The organism is Telluria sp. B2 (genome assembly GCF_051789535.1).
In the GTDB taxonomy this organism is placed as follows: domain Bacteria; phylum Pseudomonadota; class Gammaproteobacteria; order Burkholderiales; family Burkholderiaceae_D; genus Telluria.
The window spans coordinates 563,745-579,424 of the sequence record NZ_CP196525.1; the positions used below are offsets into that span (position 1 = coordinate 563,745).

The 15,680-nt window shown below is 66.7% G+C and carries 14 protein-coding genes; 11 read left to right on the forward strand and 3 right to left on the reverse strand.

Annotation, left to right across the window (positions count from 1 at the left end; translation table 11 throughout):
* Window positions 1-67 precede the first annotated feature (67 nt).
* Complete coding sequence (locus ACSUZJ_RS02550; RefSeq protein WP_499413011.1) at window positions 68-739, reverse strand: energy transducer TonB; 672 nt, start codon at window positions 737-739, stop codon at window positions 68-70.
* A gap of 309 nt (window positions 740-1,048) precedes the next feature.
* Here ACSUZJ_RS02550 and ACSUZJ_RS02555 point away from each other — a divergent pair, with 309 nt between their 5' ends.
* From ACSUZJ_RS02555 to ACSUZJ_RS02590, 8 genes are all read left to right on the forward strand, one after another.
* Window positions 1,049-1,693, forward strand: a complete 645-nt coding sequence (locus ACSUZJ_RS02555; RefSeq protein WP_499413013.1) for a response regulator — start codon at window positions 1,049-1,051, stop codon at window positions 1,691-1,693.
* 27 nt (window positions 1,694-1,720) lie between these two features.
* Window positions 1,721-2,602: a hypothetical protein gene (locus tag ACSUZJ_RS02560; protein ID WP_499413015.1), complete on the forward strand. Its 882-nt coding sequence runs from the start codon at window positions 1,721-1,723 to the stop codon at window positions 2,600-2,602.
* Window positions 2,599-4,110 carry a sensor histidine kinase gene (locus ACSUZJ_RS02565; RefSeq protein ID WP_499413017.1) on the forward strand — a complete coding sequence of 504 codons (1,512 nt, stop codon included), beginning with the start codon at window positions 2,599-2,601 and terminating at the stop codon, window positions 4,108-4,110. The genes ACSUZJ_RS02560 and ACSUZJ_RS02565 overlap by 4 nt, the downstream gene beginning before the upstream one ends.
* A 31-nt stretch (window positions 4,111-4,141) precedes the next feature.
* The gene (locus ACSUZJ_RS02570; RefSeq protein ID WP_499413019.1) at window positions 4,142-5,830 is read left to right on the forward strand and encodes a M14 family zinc carboxypeptidase; all 1,689 of its coding nucleotides are present in this window, start codon (window positions 4,142-4,144) and stop codon (window positions 5,828-5,830) included.
* Between the two features lie 193 nt (window positions 5,831-6,023).
* On the forward strand, window positions 6,024-7,718 hold the full coding sequence (locus ACSUZJ_RS02575) for a PQQ-dependent sugar dehydrogenase (RefSeq protein WP_499413021.1): 1,695 nt from the start codon (window positions 6,024-6,026) through the stop codon (window positions 7,716-7,718).
* Between the two features lie 177 nt (window positions 7,719-7,895).
* Window positions 7,896-8,804 (forward strand): hypothetical protein, encoded by a 909-nt coding sequence (locus ACSUZJ_RS02580; protein ID WP_499413023.1) that lies wholly within the window; start codon window positions 7,896-7,898, stop codon window positions 8,802-8,804.
* Window positions 8,805-8,810: 6 nt separating this feature from the next.
* Window positions 8,811-10,382, forward strand: coding sequence for a hypothetical protein (locus ACSUZJ_RS02585; protein ID WP_499413025.1), 1,572 nt, complete (start codon window positions 8,811-8,813; stop codon window positions 10,380-10,382).
* Complete coding sequence (locus tag ACSUZJ_RS02590; RefSeq protein WP_499413026.1) at window positions 10,366-11,283, forward strand: glycerophosphodiester phosphodiesterase; 918 nt, start codon at window positions 10,366-10,368, stop codon at window positions 11,281-11,283. The genes ACSUZJ_RS02585 and ACSUZJ_RS02590 overlap by 17 nt, the downstream gene beginning before the upstream one ends.
* Before the next feature lie 37 nt (window positions 11,284-11,320).
* Here ACSUZJ_RS02590 and ACSUZJ_RS02595 read toward each other — a convergent pair whose 3' ends face one another.
* Window positions 11,321-12,070, reverse strand: a complete 750-nt coding sequence (locus ACSUZJ_RS02595; protein WP_499413028.1) for a hypothetical protein — start codon at window positions 12,068-12,070, stop codon at window positions 11,321-11,323.
* A gap of 27 nt (window positions 12,071-12,097) precedes the next feature.
* Entirely contained in the window at window positions 12,098-12,898 is an 801-nt protein-coding gene (locus tag ACSUZJ_RS02600) for a hypothetical protein (RefSeq protein ID WP_499413030.1), read from the reverse strand.
* Between the two features lie 106 nt (window positions 12,899-13,004).
* Here ACSUZJ_RS02600 and ACSUZJ_RS02605 point away from each other — a divergent pair, with 106 nt between their 5' ends.
* From ACSUZJ_RS02605 to ACSUZJ_RS02615, 3 genes are read left to right on the forward strand one after another with little or no spacing between them, the layout of a single operon-like run.
* A complete protein-coding gene (locus tag ACSUZJ_RS02605) occupies window positions 13,005-13,601 on the forward strand; it encodes an RNA polymerase sigma factor (protein ID WP_499413032.1) in 597 nt (198 codons plus the stop codon).
* On the forward strand, window positions 13,594-14,220 hold the full coding sequence (locus ACSUZJ_RS02610; RefSeq protein ID WP_499413034.1) for a hypothetical protein: 627 nt from the start codon (window positions 13,594-13,596) through the stop codon (window positions 14,218-14,220). The genes ACSUZJ_RS02605 and ACSUZJ_RS02610 overlap by 8 nt, the downstream gene beginning before the upstream one ends.
* Window positions 14,217-15,590, forward strand: coding sequence for a caspase family protein (locus ACSUZJ_RS02615; protein ID WP_499413036.1), 1,374 nt, complete (start codon window positions 14,217-14,219; stop codon window positions 15,588-15,590). Before ACSUZJ_RS02610 ends, ACSUZJ_RS02615 begins: the two co-directional genes overlap by 4 nt.
* The last annotated feature ends 90 nt before the right edge of the window (window positions 15,591-15,680 follow it).

A 15,680-nucleotide genomic window follows, 5' to 3' on the forward strand; every position in this document is an offset into this window, starting at 1 on the left:
CGTTATGGTGGGCGCAAAAAACCCGCCAGGCTTCAGGGTGGCGGGCAAAACGGGGGAGAAATTTTTGCTAGTCCTGGAGCTTCCAGACATAGGCGATCTGCCCCCAGCCGGCTTCCGGCACGCCGTTGTTCATGCCGGGCTTGAACTGGCACATGCTCAGGGCGTTCAGGGCAGCCTTGTCGAGGTCGCGCGAGCCGCTCGACTTCTGCACGCGGGCGTTGGCGACGCGCCCGTCGGTGCCGATCAGCAGGGCGAGCGTGACGGTGCCGCTTTCGTTGTTGCGGGCGGCGCGGGCCGGGTACTCGGGCGTCGCGCAGCCGCTCGCTTCGGCCAGGGCGATGCTGCGCATCGCGCCGCTGTTCGAAGATGTGTTCGAGGACTGAACCGGCGCCTCGGCTTGCGCCGGCTGGGCCGGCTGCGGCGCCGGGGCGACCTCGGTGGTGGTCTGCACCGGATTCTCGATCGGGGGTGGCGGCACCTCGACTTCGACTTTCGGCACCACGATCTCGGGCGGCGCGACCTGCGGCAGCGGCCGGGGCGGCTCGGGCGGAGGAAGAGGGGGCGCGGGCGGCTCGGGCGTCATGAAGACGGTGAGGTCCTCGGGCAGCCTGGGCAGCGAGATGACTTTCGCATTCATCATGTTGACGACGCCAATCGCGATCACGGCGTGCAGCCCGGCGACCAGCGCGAACTTGCCGGCCTTGCTGCCGCTGTCATGGTGCAGATGAGAGAAATGCATGGCTATCTCCTTTCTTGGTGCCCTGGAAGCCCAGCGGCCGAACGGGACTTTGACTGCGGAAAGAACAGCATGTTTCTAACTTGTAGAATCAATATATGCCAACAGATAGCAACTCGTAAAGCGTTTTCTTGGTAATCGTGCATGCCGCATCGCGCCGGCATGCGCCCTGCATCATGGAAAGTACTGGCCGCTCGCCACCCGTGCCTTTGTATGAAATAATCAAGCCCCGGAGCATGGTTATTCTGCTTATTGGTACACATCGCTTCCACCGGCAGGTAAGCGAATGCAAGAAATTCAAGGAGACCTAGCGTGCAGACAAAAGCAATCCGCGTGATGCTGGCCGACGACCATCCGATCGTCATGACCGGCTTTGCCATGTCGCTGGCGGCCGAGGGCATGGACGTGGCGGGCCAGGCGCGCACCCCGAGCGAGGCGGTGGCGCTGTATGCCGAATGCAAGCCGGATGTCGTCATCCTCGATATCCGCTTCGGCACCGAGCTGACCGGCCTGGACGCGGCCCAGAACATCCTCAAAAGCGACCCGCGCGCGAAAGTCGTCTTCCTCAGCCAGTTCGACCAGGACAGCCTGATCAAGGAGACCTACCGCATCGGCGCCCACGCCTTCGTGACCAAGGACTGCGATCCGGCGGACCTCGCCACCGCGGTGCGCCAGGCGCATGCGGGCAAGCTGTACTTCCCGCCGCAGATCGCCGAACGCCTGGCCAGCATCGCGGTGCGCGGCGACGTCTCGCCGCAGTCGCAGCTCGACGAGCGTGGACTCGAGATCTTCAAGCTGATGGCCGAAGGATTGACCAACGCCGAGATCGCCGAACGCCTGAACCTCTCGACCAAGACCATCAGCAATACCAGCCAGTCGATCAAGGAAAAGCTGGGCGTGGAGCGCCAGGCCCACATCACGCGCCTGGCCGTGAAATACGGTCTGATCGAGCCGTAAGGCCCGATGCGCTGCGCCGCGCAAGCAATGCGCCGCCTGGCAGCCGGCCTGGCCTTGTGCCTGGGCCTGGGCGCCTTCGGGGCACAGGCAGCCCCACGGGACAAGGCGCAGGGCTACCGCTTCGAGATCGTCACCGGCGACGATGGCAGCGCCGTCACCGCGCGCATCGCGGACGACCTGTACAAGCGCCTGGTGCCGACCTTCGCCGCCTTCCGCACCGAGCTGGCCCAGCGCCGTCGCATGGTCACGATCGCGGTCGGCCCGGACGCGCTGCGCAAGGTCGCCGCGCGGCGCTGCGACTGCGTGGTGATCGCGGCCTTCACTTCCAGCCAGGTGTGGCGCTCGGTGCTCAAGAAACTGCCGCCGGCGCGCGCTAGCGCGATGACGGCGGTGTATGCCGAGCCGGCGCCGCTGGACCAGCTTCAACTGGCCAGCCTGTTGTACCGGCGCCCGGTGCGGGTCGCGGCGATTCTCGGCCAGCACGGCGACTTCTTCGCGCCCGGCCTGCAGGGGCGGGTCGAGGTGGTGCAGGCCGGGCCGGAGGATGACATCAACTACCTGCTGGGGCGTCTCGGCCGCAGCGAGGTGCTGCTGGCGCTGCCCGACAGTTCGGTCTACACGCCGGAGAACGTGCGCAGCATCCTGCTCTCGACCTACCGGAGAAAACAGGCGGTGATCGGCTTCTCCGCCGACATGGTGAAGGTCGGCGCGCTCGCTTCCACCTATTCCGAGGTCGAGGACATCAATGCCCAGGTGGCGGAGATCGCGGCCAGCTTTGTCGCCACCGGCGAGCTGCCGGCGCCGCAGTTCCCGCATTACTTCCGCACCGCGATCAACGAGGGCGTGGCCTCCTCGCTCGACATCGTCGTGAGCGAGGACGCGCGCCGCTTCGCGCGGCCGCGGCCATGAACCTGCGGCGCATCCTGCAGCCCTGGCGCAGCTGGAGCATCGGCCTGCGCATGGCCTTCATCACCATGCTGCCGGTGGTGTTCCTGTTCACCTCTTTTGTGTGGTACTCGTGGTACGCGCACCGCGCCCAGGTGGCCGAGGAGCTGGCCGAGCGCGGCCGCATCCTGGCGCGGGCGCTGGCCGAGACGAGCGAATACAACGTCATCTCCGGCAACCTGACGGACCTGCGCCTGACCATCAACGGCCTGGTCCAGTCCGACAAGAGCATCTTCCGCGTCGACGTGGTGGACGCCAGCGGCAAGCGCGCAGTGCGCGTGACCTCCGAGACGGCGCAAGACGCCGAGCCGCACTACTACGAGGCGCCGATCCGCAAGCAGGTGGTGTGGATCAACCTGTTTTCCGACAACGGCATCCCCCACGTCTCGGCCTCGAGCGACACGCGTCCGCCAACGCTCACCACCGAAGTGGTGGGCGCGGTGCGCGTGACCATGTCGCCGGCGCACATGCTGGCCAAGCAGACCCGCCGCTTCCAGGTCGAGGTGGCGATCGCCGCGCTGGCGCTGGCGGCCAGCGGCGTGCTGGCCTGGGTGCTGGCGCGCTCGCTGACCCTGCCGCTGCGCGACGCGATTGGCGCCCTGCGCCAGATCCGCGGCGGGAACTACCGGGTTGAACTGCCGGTGACGACCGGCGGCGAAGTCGGGGAACTGCAGGCGTCGATCGGCGAGATGTCGGTGGCGCTCGACCAGTCCAAGCAGGACCTGGAAAACAAGGTGGCCGAGCGCACGCGCGAACTGCTCGCATCGCGCAACGAGGCGCTGCGCGCCGACGCCGACAAGCGCAAGCTGATCCAGAAGGTGAACAGCATCATCGAGGACGAGCGCAAGAGCATCGCGGTCGAGATCCACGACGAGCTGAACGCCTCGCTGATCGCGGTGCGGCTGGAAGCGCAGAGCATCGGCACGCTCACCGCGAAAGCCGGGTCCAGCCCCGAGGTGGAAGAAATCCGCGTCAAGGCGCAAGCGATCACGCGCCTGGCGCTCGATTTGTACGCCAACGGCCGCCGCCTGGTGCGCCGCCTGCGTCCCGAGGTGCTGGACATGCTCGGCCTGCACGGGGCAGTGGAGGAGATGCTGCGCCACTACGACAGCGGCTCGGGCTGCCGCTTCGCCTTCCATTCCGAGGGCGATTTTTCACGCCTCGGCAACGAGCTCGCCATCTCCGCCTACCGCATCGTGCAGGAAGCGCTGTCGAACGTGATGAAGCATGCGGGCGCCTCGAATGCCCAGGTGACCCTCGTGCTGGACGACGAACACGATGTGCTGCGCATCGCGGTCGAGGACGACGGCCAGGGCTTCGATCCGGCCGTCAGCTCGGAAGGCATCGGCATCATCGGCATGCGCGAACGCGTGTATGCGCTGCACGGCACGATGGCGGTGCGATCAAAGCCGCAGCGCGGTACCACGGTCGAGATCACGCTGCCACTCTCCGCCGCAAGTACTGTATCGTAACGTTTTGGCTCAACCTCCCTGTCGAAATCCCATGTCGAACGAATTGAAGACCCCCTACGAGCTGGGCAACCAGAACCAGACCACCACCTGGAGCGACTGCGTCGCCTGGTACGAAGAGCTGGCGCGCCGCTACCCGAGCGTGCTGCGCTTCGGCGTAATCGGCACCTCCGACGCCGGCGTGCCGATCCACGCGGGCGTGGTCAGCAGCGACGGCGTGTTCAGCCGCGAGGCGATCAAGCAGAGCGGCCGTCCGGTCTTCTTCAACAACAACGGCATCCACCCGGGCGAGCCGGAAGGCGTGGATGGCTGCATGGCGCTGGTGCGCGACTTCTGCACGCAACCATCGCGCCTGGCCGCGCTGGGCGAGACCGTGTTCATCTTCATCCCGCTCTACAACGTCGACGGCAGCCTGAACCGCGCCAACACCTCGCGCGTGAACCAGGACGGACCCGAGCAGTTCGGCTTCCGTGGCAACAGCCGCCACCTCGACCTGAACCGCGACTTCGTCAAGTGCGACACCCTGACGGCCCAGGTCTTCAACAAGTTCTTCACGTTCTGGGATCCGGACGTGATGGTCGACACCCACACCTCGAACGGCGCCGACTACAGCTACACCATGACCCTGATCCACACCCAGCCCGACAAGCTGGGCGCGGAGCTGGGCGGCTTCCTGCGCGACACCATGCTGCCGGCGATGTACGCGCAGATGGAAGCGCGCGGCTGGCCGACCTGCCCCTACGTGAATCCGGTCAAGGACAGCCCGGACCATGGCATCGCCGACTTCCTGGAGACGGCCCGCTTCTCGACCGGCTACGCGGCCCTGCACCACACCATCGGTTTCATGCCCGAGACGCACATGTTGAAACCGTTTGCGGACCGCTACGAGTCGATGCGAGCCCTGGTCGAGACCGCGCTCGATTTCACGGTGAAGCACGCCGCGCAGATCCAGTCGCTGCGCCGCGCCGCCAGGGAAGCGGGCCGCACCCGCGCCGAGTGGCCGATCCACTGGACCATGGACGAGGAAAACACGGGCAGCTTCCGCTTCAAGGGCTACGAGGCCGGCTACAAGCCGAGCGTGCTGGGCGATTATTCCCGCCTGTACTACGACCGTTCGAAACCCTGGGAACGCGACATCACCTGGTACAACCGCTTCAACGCCGACATCACCGTGCCGGCGCCGAAGGCTTACCTCATCCCGCAAGCCTGGCGCGAAGCCATCGAGCGCCTGCAACTGAACGGCGTGAAGATGGAGCGCGTGGCCGAGGACCGCATGGAGGAGGTGGGCTACTACCACATCGTGTCGGTCGCCTCGCGCCCGAACGCCTACGAAGGCCACATGTTCCACGACGACGTGCAACTGGAAAAACGCCGCGGCCAGGTGCTGCTGCGTGCCGGCGACTACATCGTCCCGCTCGACCAGGACAAGGCGCGGTACATCGTCGAGACCCTCGAGCCCCTGGCCCACGACAGCTTCTTCCGCTGGGGCTTCTTCAACAGCGTGCTGGAAAAGAAGGAAGCGTATTCCGACTACGTGTTCGAGGACGAAGCCGAGCGCCTGCTGAACGAGGAACCCGAGCTGGCCGCGAAGTTCGCCACCTGGAAGGCCGCGAATGCGTCGCTGCTGGCCAACCAGGAAGCCGTCCTCGACTTCATCTTCGCCAACTGCGCCAGGTACCGCGAACCCGAATGGCGCCGCTACCCGGTCTTCATGCTGGGCTGACCAAAAACGCCTGAACCGCCGCGTTCCAGACACGCGGCGCTTCCTTATGGAACGCGGCTTGCCATTTGATACGCGGCGCTTCCCGTAGGGTGGGCACCCCCGTGCCCACGCGGATCGAGCGCACCACGAACAGAGCAGGCAACAGCCCCGCTAGCCCCTGCACACCGAACAACACCAACACAGAACAAGATCAATGAGACACACCACCCACGCCGCCATCGCCGCCGCCTGCCTGACCCTGACCGGCCTCGCACAAGCCGCCCCAGCGACCGCAAGCGCCGGCCAAACCTACTTCAACCAGAACTGCGCCAGCTGCCACACCGTCGACAACAAACTGTCCTCGCGCGCCGGCCCCGGCCTGTTCAACGTCATCGGCCGCAAGGCCGGCGCCGTCCCCGGCTACAACTACACCGACGCGCTGAGCAAGGCCGGCGCCGCCGGCAAAACCTGGACCCGCGAAGAACTCGACGTCTTCCTGCGCGACCCGAACAAGGACGTCCCCGGCACTTCGATGCCGATCGGGATCGCCGACGCCAGGCAGCGCGCCGCCGTGATCGACTACCTGGCCACGCAAAGCGGCAAGGCCGCCGCTCCGGCCGCAGCCGCCATCACGAAAGCGGGCACCGACAAATCCGGCGCCTGGCTTGATGACAAACCCGGCGACCTGCACCACATCAAGCCGACCGAACTGGTCAAACCTTACGCCAGCGAGAGCGCCGGCAACGGTCCCAAGCTCGCGCCGCGTCCGGACGGCGTCATGCCGGCCGTCCCGCCAGGCTTCAAGGTCGGCATCTACGCCGACGGCCTGGGCAAATCGCGCCTGCCGCTGCGCGCACCAAACGGCGACATCATCCTGTCGGAAGCCGCCAAGGGCCAGATCACGGTCCTGCGTTCCAGGGATGGCGAGAAGGCCGAAACGGTCAGCGTCTACGCCACCGGTCTGTCGCGCCCCTACGGCCTGGCCCTGTGGCCGGCCGACAAGCCGCAATACCTGTACGTCGCCAACGTCAACTCGGTGGTGCGCTTCCCCTACAGCGTGGGCGACCTGAAGGCCAAGGGCGAACCGGAAGTCGTGATCGAGAAGATCAGCGACACCAGCGGCGGCCACGTCACGCGCACCATTGCCTTCTCGAAGGACGGCAAGACGATGTTCCTGTCGGTCGGCTCGGCCACCAACGTCGCCGCCAGCATCGGCTTGAGGCCGCCGCAGCCGCTGGCGCAGTGGGAAGCGAAGTACGGCGTGGGCGCCGCCTGGGGCGAAGAGACCGAACGCGCCGCCGTGCTGGCTTTCGATGCGGACGGCAAGAACCGCCGCGCCTACGCGAATGGCCTGCGCAACTGCGTCGGCATGATCGTGCACCCGACTACCGGCGACCTGTTCTGCAGCGTGAACGAGCGCGACGAACTGGGCGACAACCTGCCGCCCGACTACATCACGCGCGTGCAGCAGGGCGGCTTCTACGGCTGGCCGTGGTACTACATCGGCGCCAACGAAGACCCGCGCCTGAAGGGCATCCGCCCGGACCTGAAGGACAAGACCATCGTCCCCGACACCCTGATCCAGTCGCACTCCGCGCCGCTGGGCATGGTCGTGTACCAGGCGCCGCAAGGCGCGAAACATGCCTTCCCGAAGGAGTACGAGGGCGACATCTTCCTCGCGCTGCACGGCTCCTGGAACCGGGGCATCCGCACGGGTTACAAGGTCGTGCGCGTGTTCATGAAGAACGGCGTGCCGACCGGTCAGTACCAGGACTTCATGACCGGCATGGTGCTCAGCGACCGCGATGTGTGGGGGCGTCCGGCTGCCGTGGAGGTGGCGGCGGATGGGGCGCTGCTGGTCGTTGATGACGGCGGCGGCGTGGTGTGGCGGATCGTGCCGGCCCGCTGAGGTTCCGGGCGCAGCGCGCGGCGCCCTTGCCTGAAATTGTCCAAGTGATAATGCGTGAGTTTTCCGGGCAGTATCTCAAGGCATAATGCGCGCTCAAACGCTTGCCGGACTGCGGGAGAGGGCGAGCCGGTCCCGGCTGCCGCACTTCCGCGCTTACCTCTTTCGGAGAACATCATCGTGTGCCCACTTCGTGTCGATCGCCCGCGTACCCGCCACCGGCAGCCGTGGACGCAGCGCCTGCCGCGCATGCTGGTACTGGCCGGCGCGCTGCTTGCCGCCGGTTGCGCGGTACAACCGAACAACCGCGGTGGCCTGATGATCGGCGTCGATACGGCCGAACTCTTCGGCCGGCAGATCGGCGGCTTCCGCCTGGCCGACGGCACGCCGGGATCGCTGCGCCACGACCCTTCCACCGGCGCCTTCTCGGTCAAGATCGGCAGCTACCGGGTGGTTCCGATTCCGAATGCGGTCTCGGCGCGCATCGCCATGGTGGCCCAGGTGGAATCACGCCTGGTCGTGATTGTCGAAACCCAGGAGCGCAACTGCAACTATAAATATACGCTGATGGCCATCGAAGGCACCGACGTGCTGCAGTGGGACTTCGGGAATTGCCGCGACCGGCCCCAAGCCAGGTTGGACGAAGACGGCCGAGCGATCTATATCGACTTCCCTGAGCACAATAGCCTGAAGCGCTACAGCTACATGGACCAGCGCCTGTACTCGGGGCGTGCGCCGGCGCCGGCCGGCGTCAACCTGGCGGCACGTCCCTTCGCTGACGAGAATTTGCGCCCGGCCTTTCCAATGCCGCCGGCGCGGGGCGATGGCCGCCCCCATTCAGGCATGGCCGGGCCTGGCCGCCCGAACGTGGCCGGTAGCGGCGGGCGCGTGATTCCGGCGCCGCCGCAGCGCGCCGCTGCCCTGACCACCACCCCCCCGGCCACGCCGCGCGAAACCCCGGCTGCGCGTGAAACAGTCGCCGCGCGCGACAACCCGGCGACGCGCAAACGCAATGACGAGCTTCCGCGCGCGCGCCTGACCATTCCGGACGAGGAAATCAAGCCGGTCCGCATCGACCTGCGGAAGTAAATGACGATGCGCGCCCTCCAACTCAAGCAACTGGTCTTCCTGATCCTGCTGACGCTGATCTACCTCTGTTTCGAGCTGGGCTTCAATGCCCGCCTGCTCGACGTGGTAGGCGGGAACGCGAGCCCGGCGGATGTCGAGCACCTGGAAGTGTATGGCCGTACCCTGTCCGGCGTGGCTGCCGCGCTGGTGCTGCTGCAGGTGCTGCTGCGCCGGCGCCTGCGCAGTCAGGCCCGGCGCCCGTCGCTGCTGCGGATCGCCTTCGGCTGCCTGCTCGTGGCGGCCGCGGTGTTCGGGGCGATCAAGATCTTCGTCGACGTGCTGGTGGCCACGCGCGACGCCGAATTCCGGCGCGTCGCCTACAACACCATCCTGCTGCAGCGCTCCCTGGTCAACGGCCAGGCCGAACTCGACGGCCTGGTGGACGACAAGCTGCTGTTCGCCCAGCCCGAGGGCAAGGCTTTCCTGGCGCTGTTCCCTTTCCTGGCCTTGTCCAACGAGACCCTGGACGAGCGCATGAAAGGCATCAAGGACCAGGTCATCGGCAACATCGTGCGCAGCTCGAAGAGCGGCCAGCAGTACTACGAAGACTATCTCGAGGCGATCAAGCGTACCCACACCAGTTGGCAGAAGTATGCGCGCATCCCTTCGGCCTCGAACGACGACCTGCAGCGTGAGCAGGACAAGGCGTGGGACGACTACCTCGCTTCGCTGCGCAAGCATGGCTGGACGCCGTACACGGTGCCAGGTTACCGCCGCGCGGCCGTGGTGAAAAAGGTGCGCCAGAAGGTACCGGTGAGTTCGCGCTGGGACCCGTCCGACGAAGTCGCCTTCCGCGAAGCCGTCGAGCAGCGCTACCGCAAGTCGGTCAGCGGCATCGTCGTGGGGCGCGACCGCATTCCGCCCGGCCTGTCGTTCGCGCAGTTCGTGCTGCGTCCCGGCGTGCAGGCCCAGCTGCGCGAGGCACTGGCGCTGCCCTCCGGCGTGACGGTGGCGCACGCCTACGGCAGCGCAGCCGAATTCAAGCGCCTGTACGAGGCGATGGTCGGCAAGGCGGTGCGCGACAAGCGCGCCAGCTATGATTCGGAAGCGGCGCAGTTCGAGCACGGCGCGCGCCTGTTCGAGGACGGCAACGAGGCCGCGCGCGCCGCCATCGTGCCGCCGGTGGCGCTGGCCTTCTCCCTGCTAGGGGCGATCGGCCACTTCTCCAAGCTGCTCTACCTGGTCGCCACGCTGGTGCTGCTGCTGCGTGCGCCCGGCCAGGACACGCTCGGCCGCCGCTCCGCCTGGATCGCCACCTCGGTGCTGCTGGCCGCGTTTGCCGGCGTCTGGGCGGTCCTGACGTTCGCCGACAACCGCGTCACGCGCAGCGAGCTGTTCGCCCAGATGCTGGATCAGGTACGGGCGGTGGAAGAGGGCGACACGGGCTGGACCCGAGTCCGCAAGGCCATGATCGGCAACCTGACCCATGTCGTGGCGGTGGGGCAGGGCTACAGCTATCCCGTCAACGAAGCGATCCGCGTCAATCTTTTGCAGGACCTGAAATATGGCTATGAGAATGGCAATGAAGCACAACCGTAAATCCGCGCTCGGCGTGGGGCCGTCGCTTGTGCTGCTCGGCGCGCTGCTTGCCGGCGAGCCGGCGCTTGCGGCCTGCCTTGGCATGCAGATCCATTCGCACCGCGGCAATGGCCTGGCGCCGGAGAATTCGCTGCAGGCCTTGGGCGCAGCCTACCAGGGCGGCTTCGACGGTGTGGAAACCGACCTGCAGATGCTGGGCGACCGCGAATGGGTGGTGCACCACGACCAGGCCACCGGCCGCGTGGTGCGCACGGCAGCGCCGGTGCCGGTGAACAGCCTGCGCAGCGCCGACTGGCGCGCGGCGCGCATGACGCTGCGCGGCGCCGTCATCGACGATGCGCCGCCTTTCGCGAGCGACCTCGCCAGCCTGGCGTCGACTTACCCGCAGGCTACCCTGAACGCCGAGATCAAGACCGTGGCGGCTTGCCAGGACATCGGTGCACTGGTGCGCCAGCTGCAGGGCGAAGTCGCGCACGGCAATTGGTTCCTTACCTCGCCGCTGGAAGCCAACCTGCGCTGCGCGCGTCAGGCCGACCGCGAAGGCTACCTGGGACTGGTCGTGCTCGATCCGCGCAATGCGCAGGCGCTGGGCAATTCGCGTGCGACGCGCTTCATTGCCAGCCGCGCCCGGGCGCCGCGCCTGGACCGCAACTGGCTGAACGGGCTGCAGCAGCGTATCGGCGCGCCGGTGGGCGTACACGTCGATGCGCGTACGCTCGACGCCAACGCCAAGCTGCTCGTCGATGCGACGGCGCTGTCCATGCCGGTGTTCGTGTATGCGGTGGATGGGGACAGCGCGCTGGCGGCAGCCTTGCAACGCGCGCGCCGTGCCACCGGACTGTGGCCGAGCGGCGCCATCGTGGACGGCAGCGCCGAGGCCTTCTGTTCGAAGCTGAGATAAGGATGTGGAGTGGGCGGCAATGCCTCCCACTCCAGGCTTACATCTCGGCCAGCACGTTGCCGCGCGCATCGAGCAGCCGGACCTTCATTACCTGCAGCTTGATGCGGCGCTTGCTCGGATCGGCATCCTGGGCGAAAGCATAGGTTTCCAGGCGCAGCGGCTTGTAGGAACTCAGATAGGACTCGATTTCGCGTGCCTTTGCTTCGTCGGTCACCTTGAACGCGGCAAAATCAGCCGCGTTGGTGGTGGCCAGCGTGTATTGGCTGTTGTCGTTGAAGAAAGTGTAGCGGTCGTCCGAGAAGTCGTTGATCGCGAACGCCTTCTTGTCGAAGTCATAGCGCTGCAGAAGGCGGCTGTCCTGCTGGTCCACCACGATGTAGCGGCCGTTCCTGGCCCCGAGGATTTCCTGGTCGATGCGCGGCTGCAGCGCCTTGAGGATGTCGCGCTGCTTGAAGCTGTCGTTGGTGCGCCGGTACTCGTCCGAGTAGGTCTGGGCGATCTCTTCATAGGGCGCCGGCATGTTCGACAGCGCGTAGTACATGAACATGACCTGGTGGCCGCTGTCGACCTTGCGGTAGGCATTCAGGGGCGTGGCCGGGTCGCCTTTCGGCAGCGTGGCGGCCACTGCCTTGTTGACGGCTTCCGGATTCTGCAGGTCGGCAAGGCTGGGCGCGGCGATTGCTGCGGCAGGGACGGCGGCGGCGGGCGCGTCGTCCGGCTTTTTCGAGCAGGCGGCGAGGTTGCATGCGAGGGCGATCTGGACGGCGAGGAGAGTGGTCTTTTTCATGGGAGTGCTCACAATGGTGGAGGTAAATCAGGATTGACGGACAGCGCGCAGGCCGATCCAGGCCAGGTAGAGGGCGGCAATCAGCGAGACGTAGGCGCCGAAGCCAACGGAGACGGCTTGCATCACCTGCTTCATCATGGCGCCGATGACGTCGCCCATCTGGCTGCCGCCGAAGCTGCGCATCTGCTCGCTGGCGGCGCTGGCCATGGCATTCATCTTGACGTAGATACCAAGGGCGACTGCGGCGAGGAAGGCCAGCGGGGCGAAGTAGCCAAGCGGCGCCAGGCGGTGTTTCCACAGCGCCGGCAGGGCTGGAGCGGCCATGGCCAGAATGCACAGCAGGCCGTAGATGCCGGCGCTGCCGTCGCGGCCGAAGTCCTGCAGGCTGGCGCCCGCGTTCACCATGCGCAGCACGTCGAACATGGTGGCGCTTTGCGCCATGCCGGCCATGATCTGGACCGTTACCGCAGGAAGCCAGATCCAGCCGATCGCGATGATCGCCATGGCGACCAGCACCGGCGTGCCGATCTTCTGCACGGATGCGCGCAGCACTGGCGCGCCTTTGCCGAGGGCCTGGCGCGCAAGCTCGCCGGCAATCTCGAGTTCTTCCTTGCCGACGCCGACCGGGTTCACCGTGCGCAGCTGGCCGAGCTCGTCGAAGCCGATGTCGACCGCGCCGCCGGTCTGCGGTGGCGTGTTGCCGGTCCAATGCTCTTCGAGCGTGAAGGGGATCTTGCTCCCGTCGACCGCGAGCAGGCCGGGGCCGGCCTGGGTGTCGCGCAGGATTTTTCCGCGCACGGTGCGGGAGGAAGTCGTCAGGGTATTCATGGGTAGCTCCTTGGGTGAGAGTAGGTCGGTGTCAGCATGTCTGCCCCCGTGTATCGCCGCCGAGTTCGAAACGGTTCAATCTTTTTGAAAAATTTTCTGGAACAAAATGCGAAACCTTCCCCGCCATGAAGTGCGGATGCTGTTGAACCAGATCGCGCGTGGCGACGATACAGCGTCGGCCAGGCTGTATGCGGCCTACCAGTCCGGCTTGTATGGTTTCGTGCGTTCGCAGATATGGGACGACCCTCACGCGGTCGAGGAAATCGTCAGCGACACGCTGCTGGTGGCGTTCACGAAGACCGATGCCTACACCGGCCTGTCGGAGTTTTCGACCTGGTTGTGCGGCATCGCGCGTAACAAGGTAGCCGAATGGCGGCGCCGCAAAGGACGGCGCGAGGACGTGATCGTCGAGGACCCTGACGCCGTCGACGGCGCCGCCGCACCGGGTTGGGGCGTGCTGGAATTGGTCGAGGAGCGCGAGCGCGGCGCGGCGCTGGTCGAATGCATCGACCGGCTGCCGGACAGCCAACGGGAAGCCCTGTACTGGAGCGCGGTGGAGGAGTGCGGCCTGGACGAGGTCAGCGCGCTGGCCGGGGTGCCGGAAGGGACGGTGAAATCGCGGCTGTTCCATGCGCGGCGCCGCGTGCGCGAGTGCCTGGAGCGGGCCTTCGGTGGCGACTTCAGAGGAGGACGAAATGGATGACAAGGAACAGGCACGCGCCAGCTTCCGGGCGGCGCTGCCCTTTTATATCAACGGTACCCTGCCGCCAGGCGAGTGCGCCGAGGTCGAGGCATTCCTGGAGAGGGAGCCCGAGGCGCGGGCCGAACTGGCGTTTGCGGGGGAGCTCGCCCGCGCGGCGCGCAAGCATGTGGAAGAGCGCGAGCCGATGGCCGGTTTTGAACAGTTCCGGAAGCGCCTGGCTGGCGCGCGCGCCGAGCGGCAGAAGCCGCAGAAGCGCGGCTGGCGCGAATGGGCATCACGCTGGGGCTTCTCGCCGGCGCTGGGCTTCGTCATCGCCTTGCTGGGTCTGCAGACGGTGATGAATCTCGGAGTCATGAGGCATTCCGTCGACCAACCGGTGACCCGGTCGCTGTCGGCTTCGCAGCGCGCGGCTAACCTGAAGATCGTAGTGAGCCCCTCGGCCGAACTGGCGCAGCTGGTCGAGCTGCTGCAGCAGCAGCGCTGTCAGATCGTCTGGGGTCCGGGCAGCGGCGGCGAATTCTGGCTCGTCGTCGACGACCGCAAGCGCATCGAGGCGGTGCGCGCCGCGCTGCTGCGCTCGAAGCTGGTCGACGACGTCCTGGTACTGGAGCCGCAATGAGGCCGCGTCTCGTCGGCATGTTCCTACTGCTGCTGATGCTGAGCTGGACGCCGGCGTGGGCGCAGCTGAAGACGCAGCCACCGGCAAGCATGACGAACCGCTACGCACTGGTGATCGGCAACGGCGACTACGGCGCGAACAGCCTGCCGAACACGCGGCCCGACGCCCGGCTGATCGCCTCCAGCCTGCGCCAGGCCGGATTCGAGGTCACGCTCAAGACGGACCTCACGCGCAGTGCCATGTTCGAGGTCACGCGCAGCTTCGCCGAGCGGCTTCCGCCCGGTGCTGCGTCGGTGGTCTACTACGCCGGCCACGGCATGCAGATCAGGGGCGAAAACTATCTGCTGCCGGTCGACATGGTCGTCACCGGCGAAGAGGGAGTCCGGCAACGCGCCTTTCCGCTGCAGGCCTTGCACGAAAGGCTGGCGCTGTCGAAATCCTCGGTCAACGTCATGATCCTCGACGCCTGCCGCAACAATCCCTTCCAGCCGGTGAAGGCGGTCAGGCTGCGCAGCTTCGAGAACCTGGGCCTGGCTCCGTCCAGCGCGGCGCGCGGCACCCTGGTGGCCTATTCCACGGCGCCGGGCCAGCTGGCCGATGACGGCACGGGGCGTCGCCACAGCATCTATACGGAAACCCTGGCCAGATTGCTGACCCAGCGCGGGCTGGCTGCGGAGACGCTGTTCCGGACGCTATCTGACCAGGTGCGGCGCCAGACCCGCGAAGACCAGCAGCCCTGGTTCGAATCTTCGCTGGCCGGCGATTTCTATTTCCTGCCGCCGCCGGGCTGGCGTCCCGGCGCGGCGCCGTTGACTGCCCGTCCAGGCATCGGCAGCGGCCGTTCACGCGGCATCGGTTCGATCGGCAGTACCGGCAGCGACGCCTGGTACCGCGACATGGACGAGTCGGACTGGACCCAGTTGGATCAGGAGCTGGCGGCGCGCGCCACGGCTGCGGACGGCAAGGAGTTGGTGGCCTTGCGCCGCCAGGCCGGCAAGGGCAATGTGGTGGCGATGACCACCCTGGGCCTGGCTGCGCTGCAGGATGCGGACAGAAGCGGCCCTGAACGCCGGCAGGCCATGGCAGAGGCCAGGCAGTGGTTCCTGAAGGCCGCGCGCCTGGGCTTCCCGGTGGCGCAGACCGAACTCGGAGAGATGCTCTACGCGGACCGCACGGCACGGTCGCGCGACGAGGCGATCGGCTGGCTGGAGAAGGCCGCGCAGGCGCGCTACCCGCGTGCCCGCATCGACTTGGCCCAGCTACGCATGCAGCAAAACCCGACAACGGAGTCGGCCAAGGCACTGTGGGACACGATCATGGACAGCAACGCGACGATGATGAAGCAGGGCAAGATGGTGCCGGGGCGGTGAACCAGTCCAAAGGCGGAAGCTGGGGTCATTAGCAAGAAGCCGGGGTCAAGTCTGGCATTCGGACACGAGCTCTGCCTTAGCGCCCAATAC

Bases quoted from the DNA above. Each gene is read 5' to 3' on its own strand.
- ACSUZJ_RS02550 (WP_499413011.1), bottom strand. From the start codon at position 739: ATGCATTTCTCTCATCTGCACCATGACAGCGGCAGCAAGGCCGGCAAG.
- ACSUZJ_RS02560 (WP_499413015.1), top strand. From the start codon at position 1,721: ATGCGCCGCCTGGCAGCCGGCCTGGCCTTGTGCCTGGGCCTGGGCGCC.
- ACSUZJ_RS02565 (WP_499413017.1), top strand. From the start codon at position 2,599: ATGAACCTGCGGCGCATCCTGCAGCCCTGGCGCAGCTGGAGCATCGGC.
- ACSUZJ_RS02570 (WP_499413019.1), top strand. From the start codon at position 4,142: ATGTCGAACGAATTGAAGACCCCCTACGAGCTGGGCAACCAGAACCAG.
- ACSUZJ_RS02575 (WP_499413021.1), top strand. From the start codon at position 6,024: ATGAGACACACCACCCACGCCGCCATCGCCGCCGCCTGCCTGACCCTG.
- ACSUZJ_RS02585 (WP_499413025.1), top strand. From the start codon at position 8,811: ATGCGCGCCCTCCAACTCAAGCAACTGGTCTTCCTGATCCTGCTGACG.
- ACSUZJ_RS02590 (WP_499413026.1), top strand. From the start codon at position 10,366: ATGAAGCACAACCGTAAATCCGCGCTCGGCGTGGGGCCGTCGCTTGTG.
- ACSUZJ_RS02595 (WP_499413028.1), bottom strand. From the start codon at position 12,070: ATGAAAAAGACCACTCTCCTCGCCGTCCAGATCGCCCTCGCATGCAAC.
- ACSUZJ_RS02600 (WP_499413030.1), bottom strand. From the start codon at position 12,898: ATGAATACCCTGACGACTTCCTCCCGCACCGTGCGCGGAAAAATCCTG.
- ACSUZJ_RS02605 (WP_499413032.1), top strand. From the start codon at position 13,005: ATGCGAAACCTTCCCCGCCATGAAGTGCGGATGCTGTTGAACCAGATC.
- ACSUZJ_RS02610 (WP_499413034.1), top strand. From the start codon at position 13,594: ATGGATGACAAGGAACAGGCACGCGCCAGCTTCCGGGCGGCGCTGCCC.
- ACSUZJ_RS02615 (WP_499413036.1), top strand. From the start codon at position 14,217: ATGAGGCCGCGTCTCGTCGGCATGTTCCTACTGCTGCTGATGCTGAGC.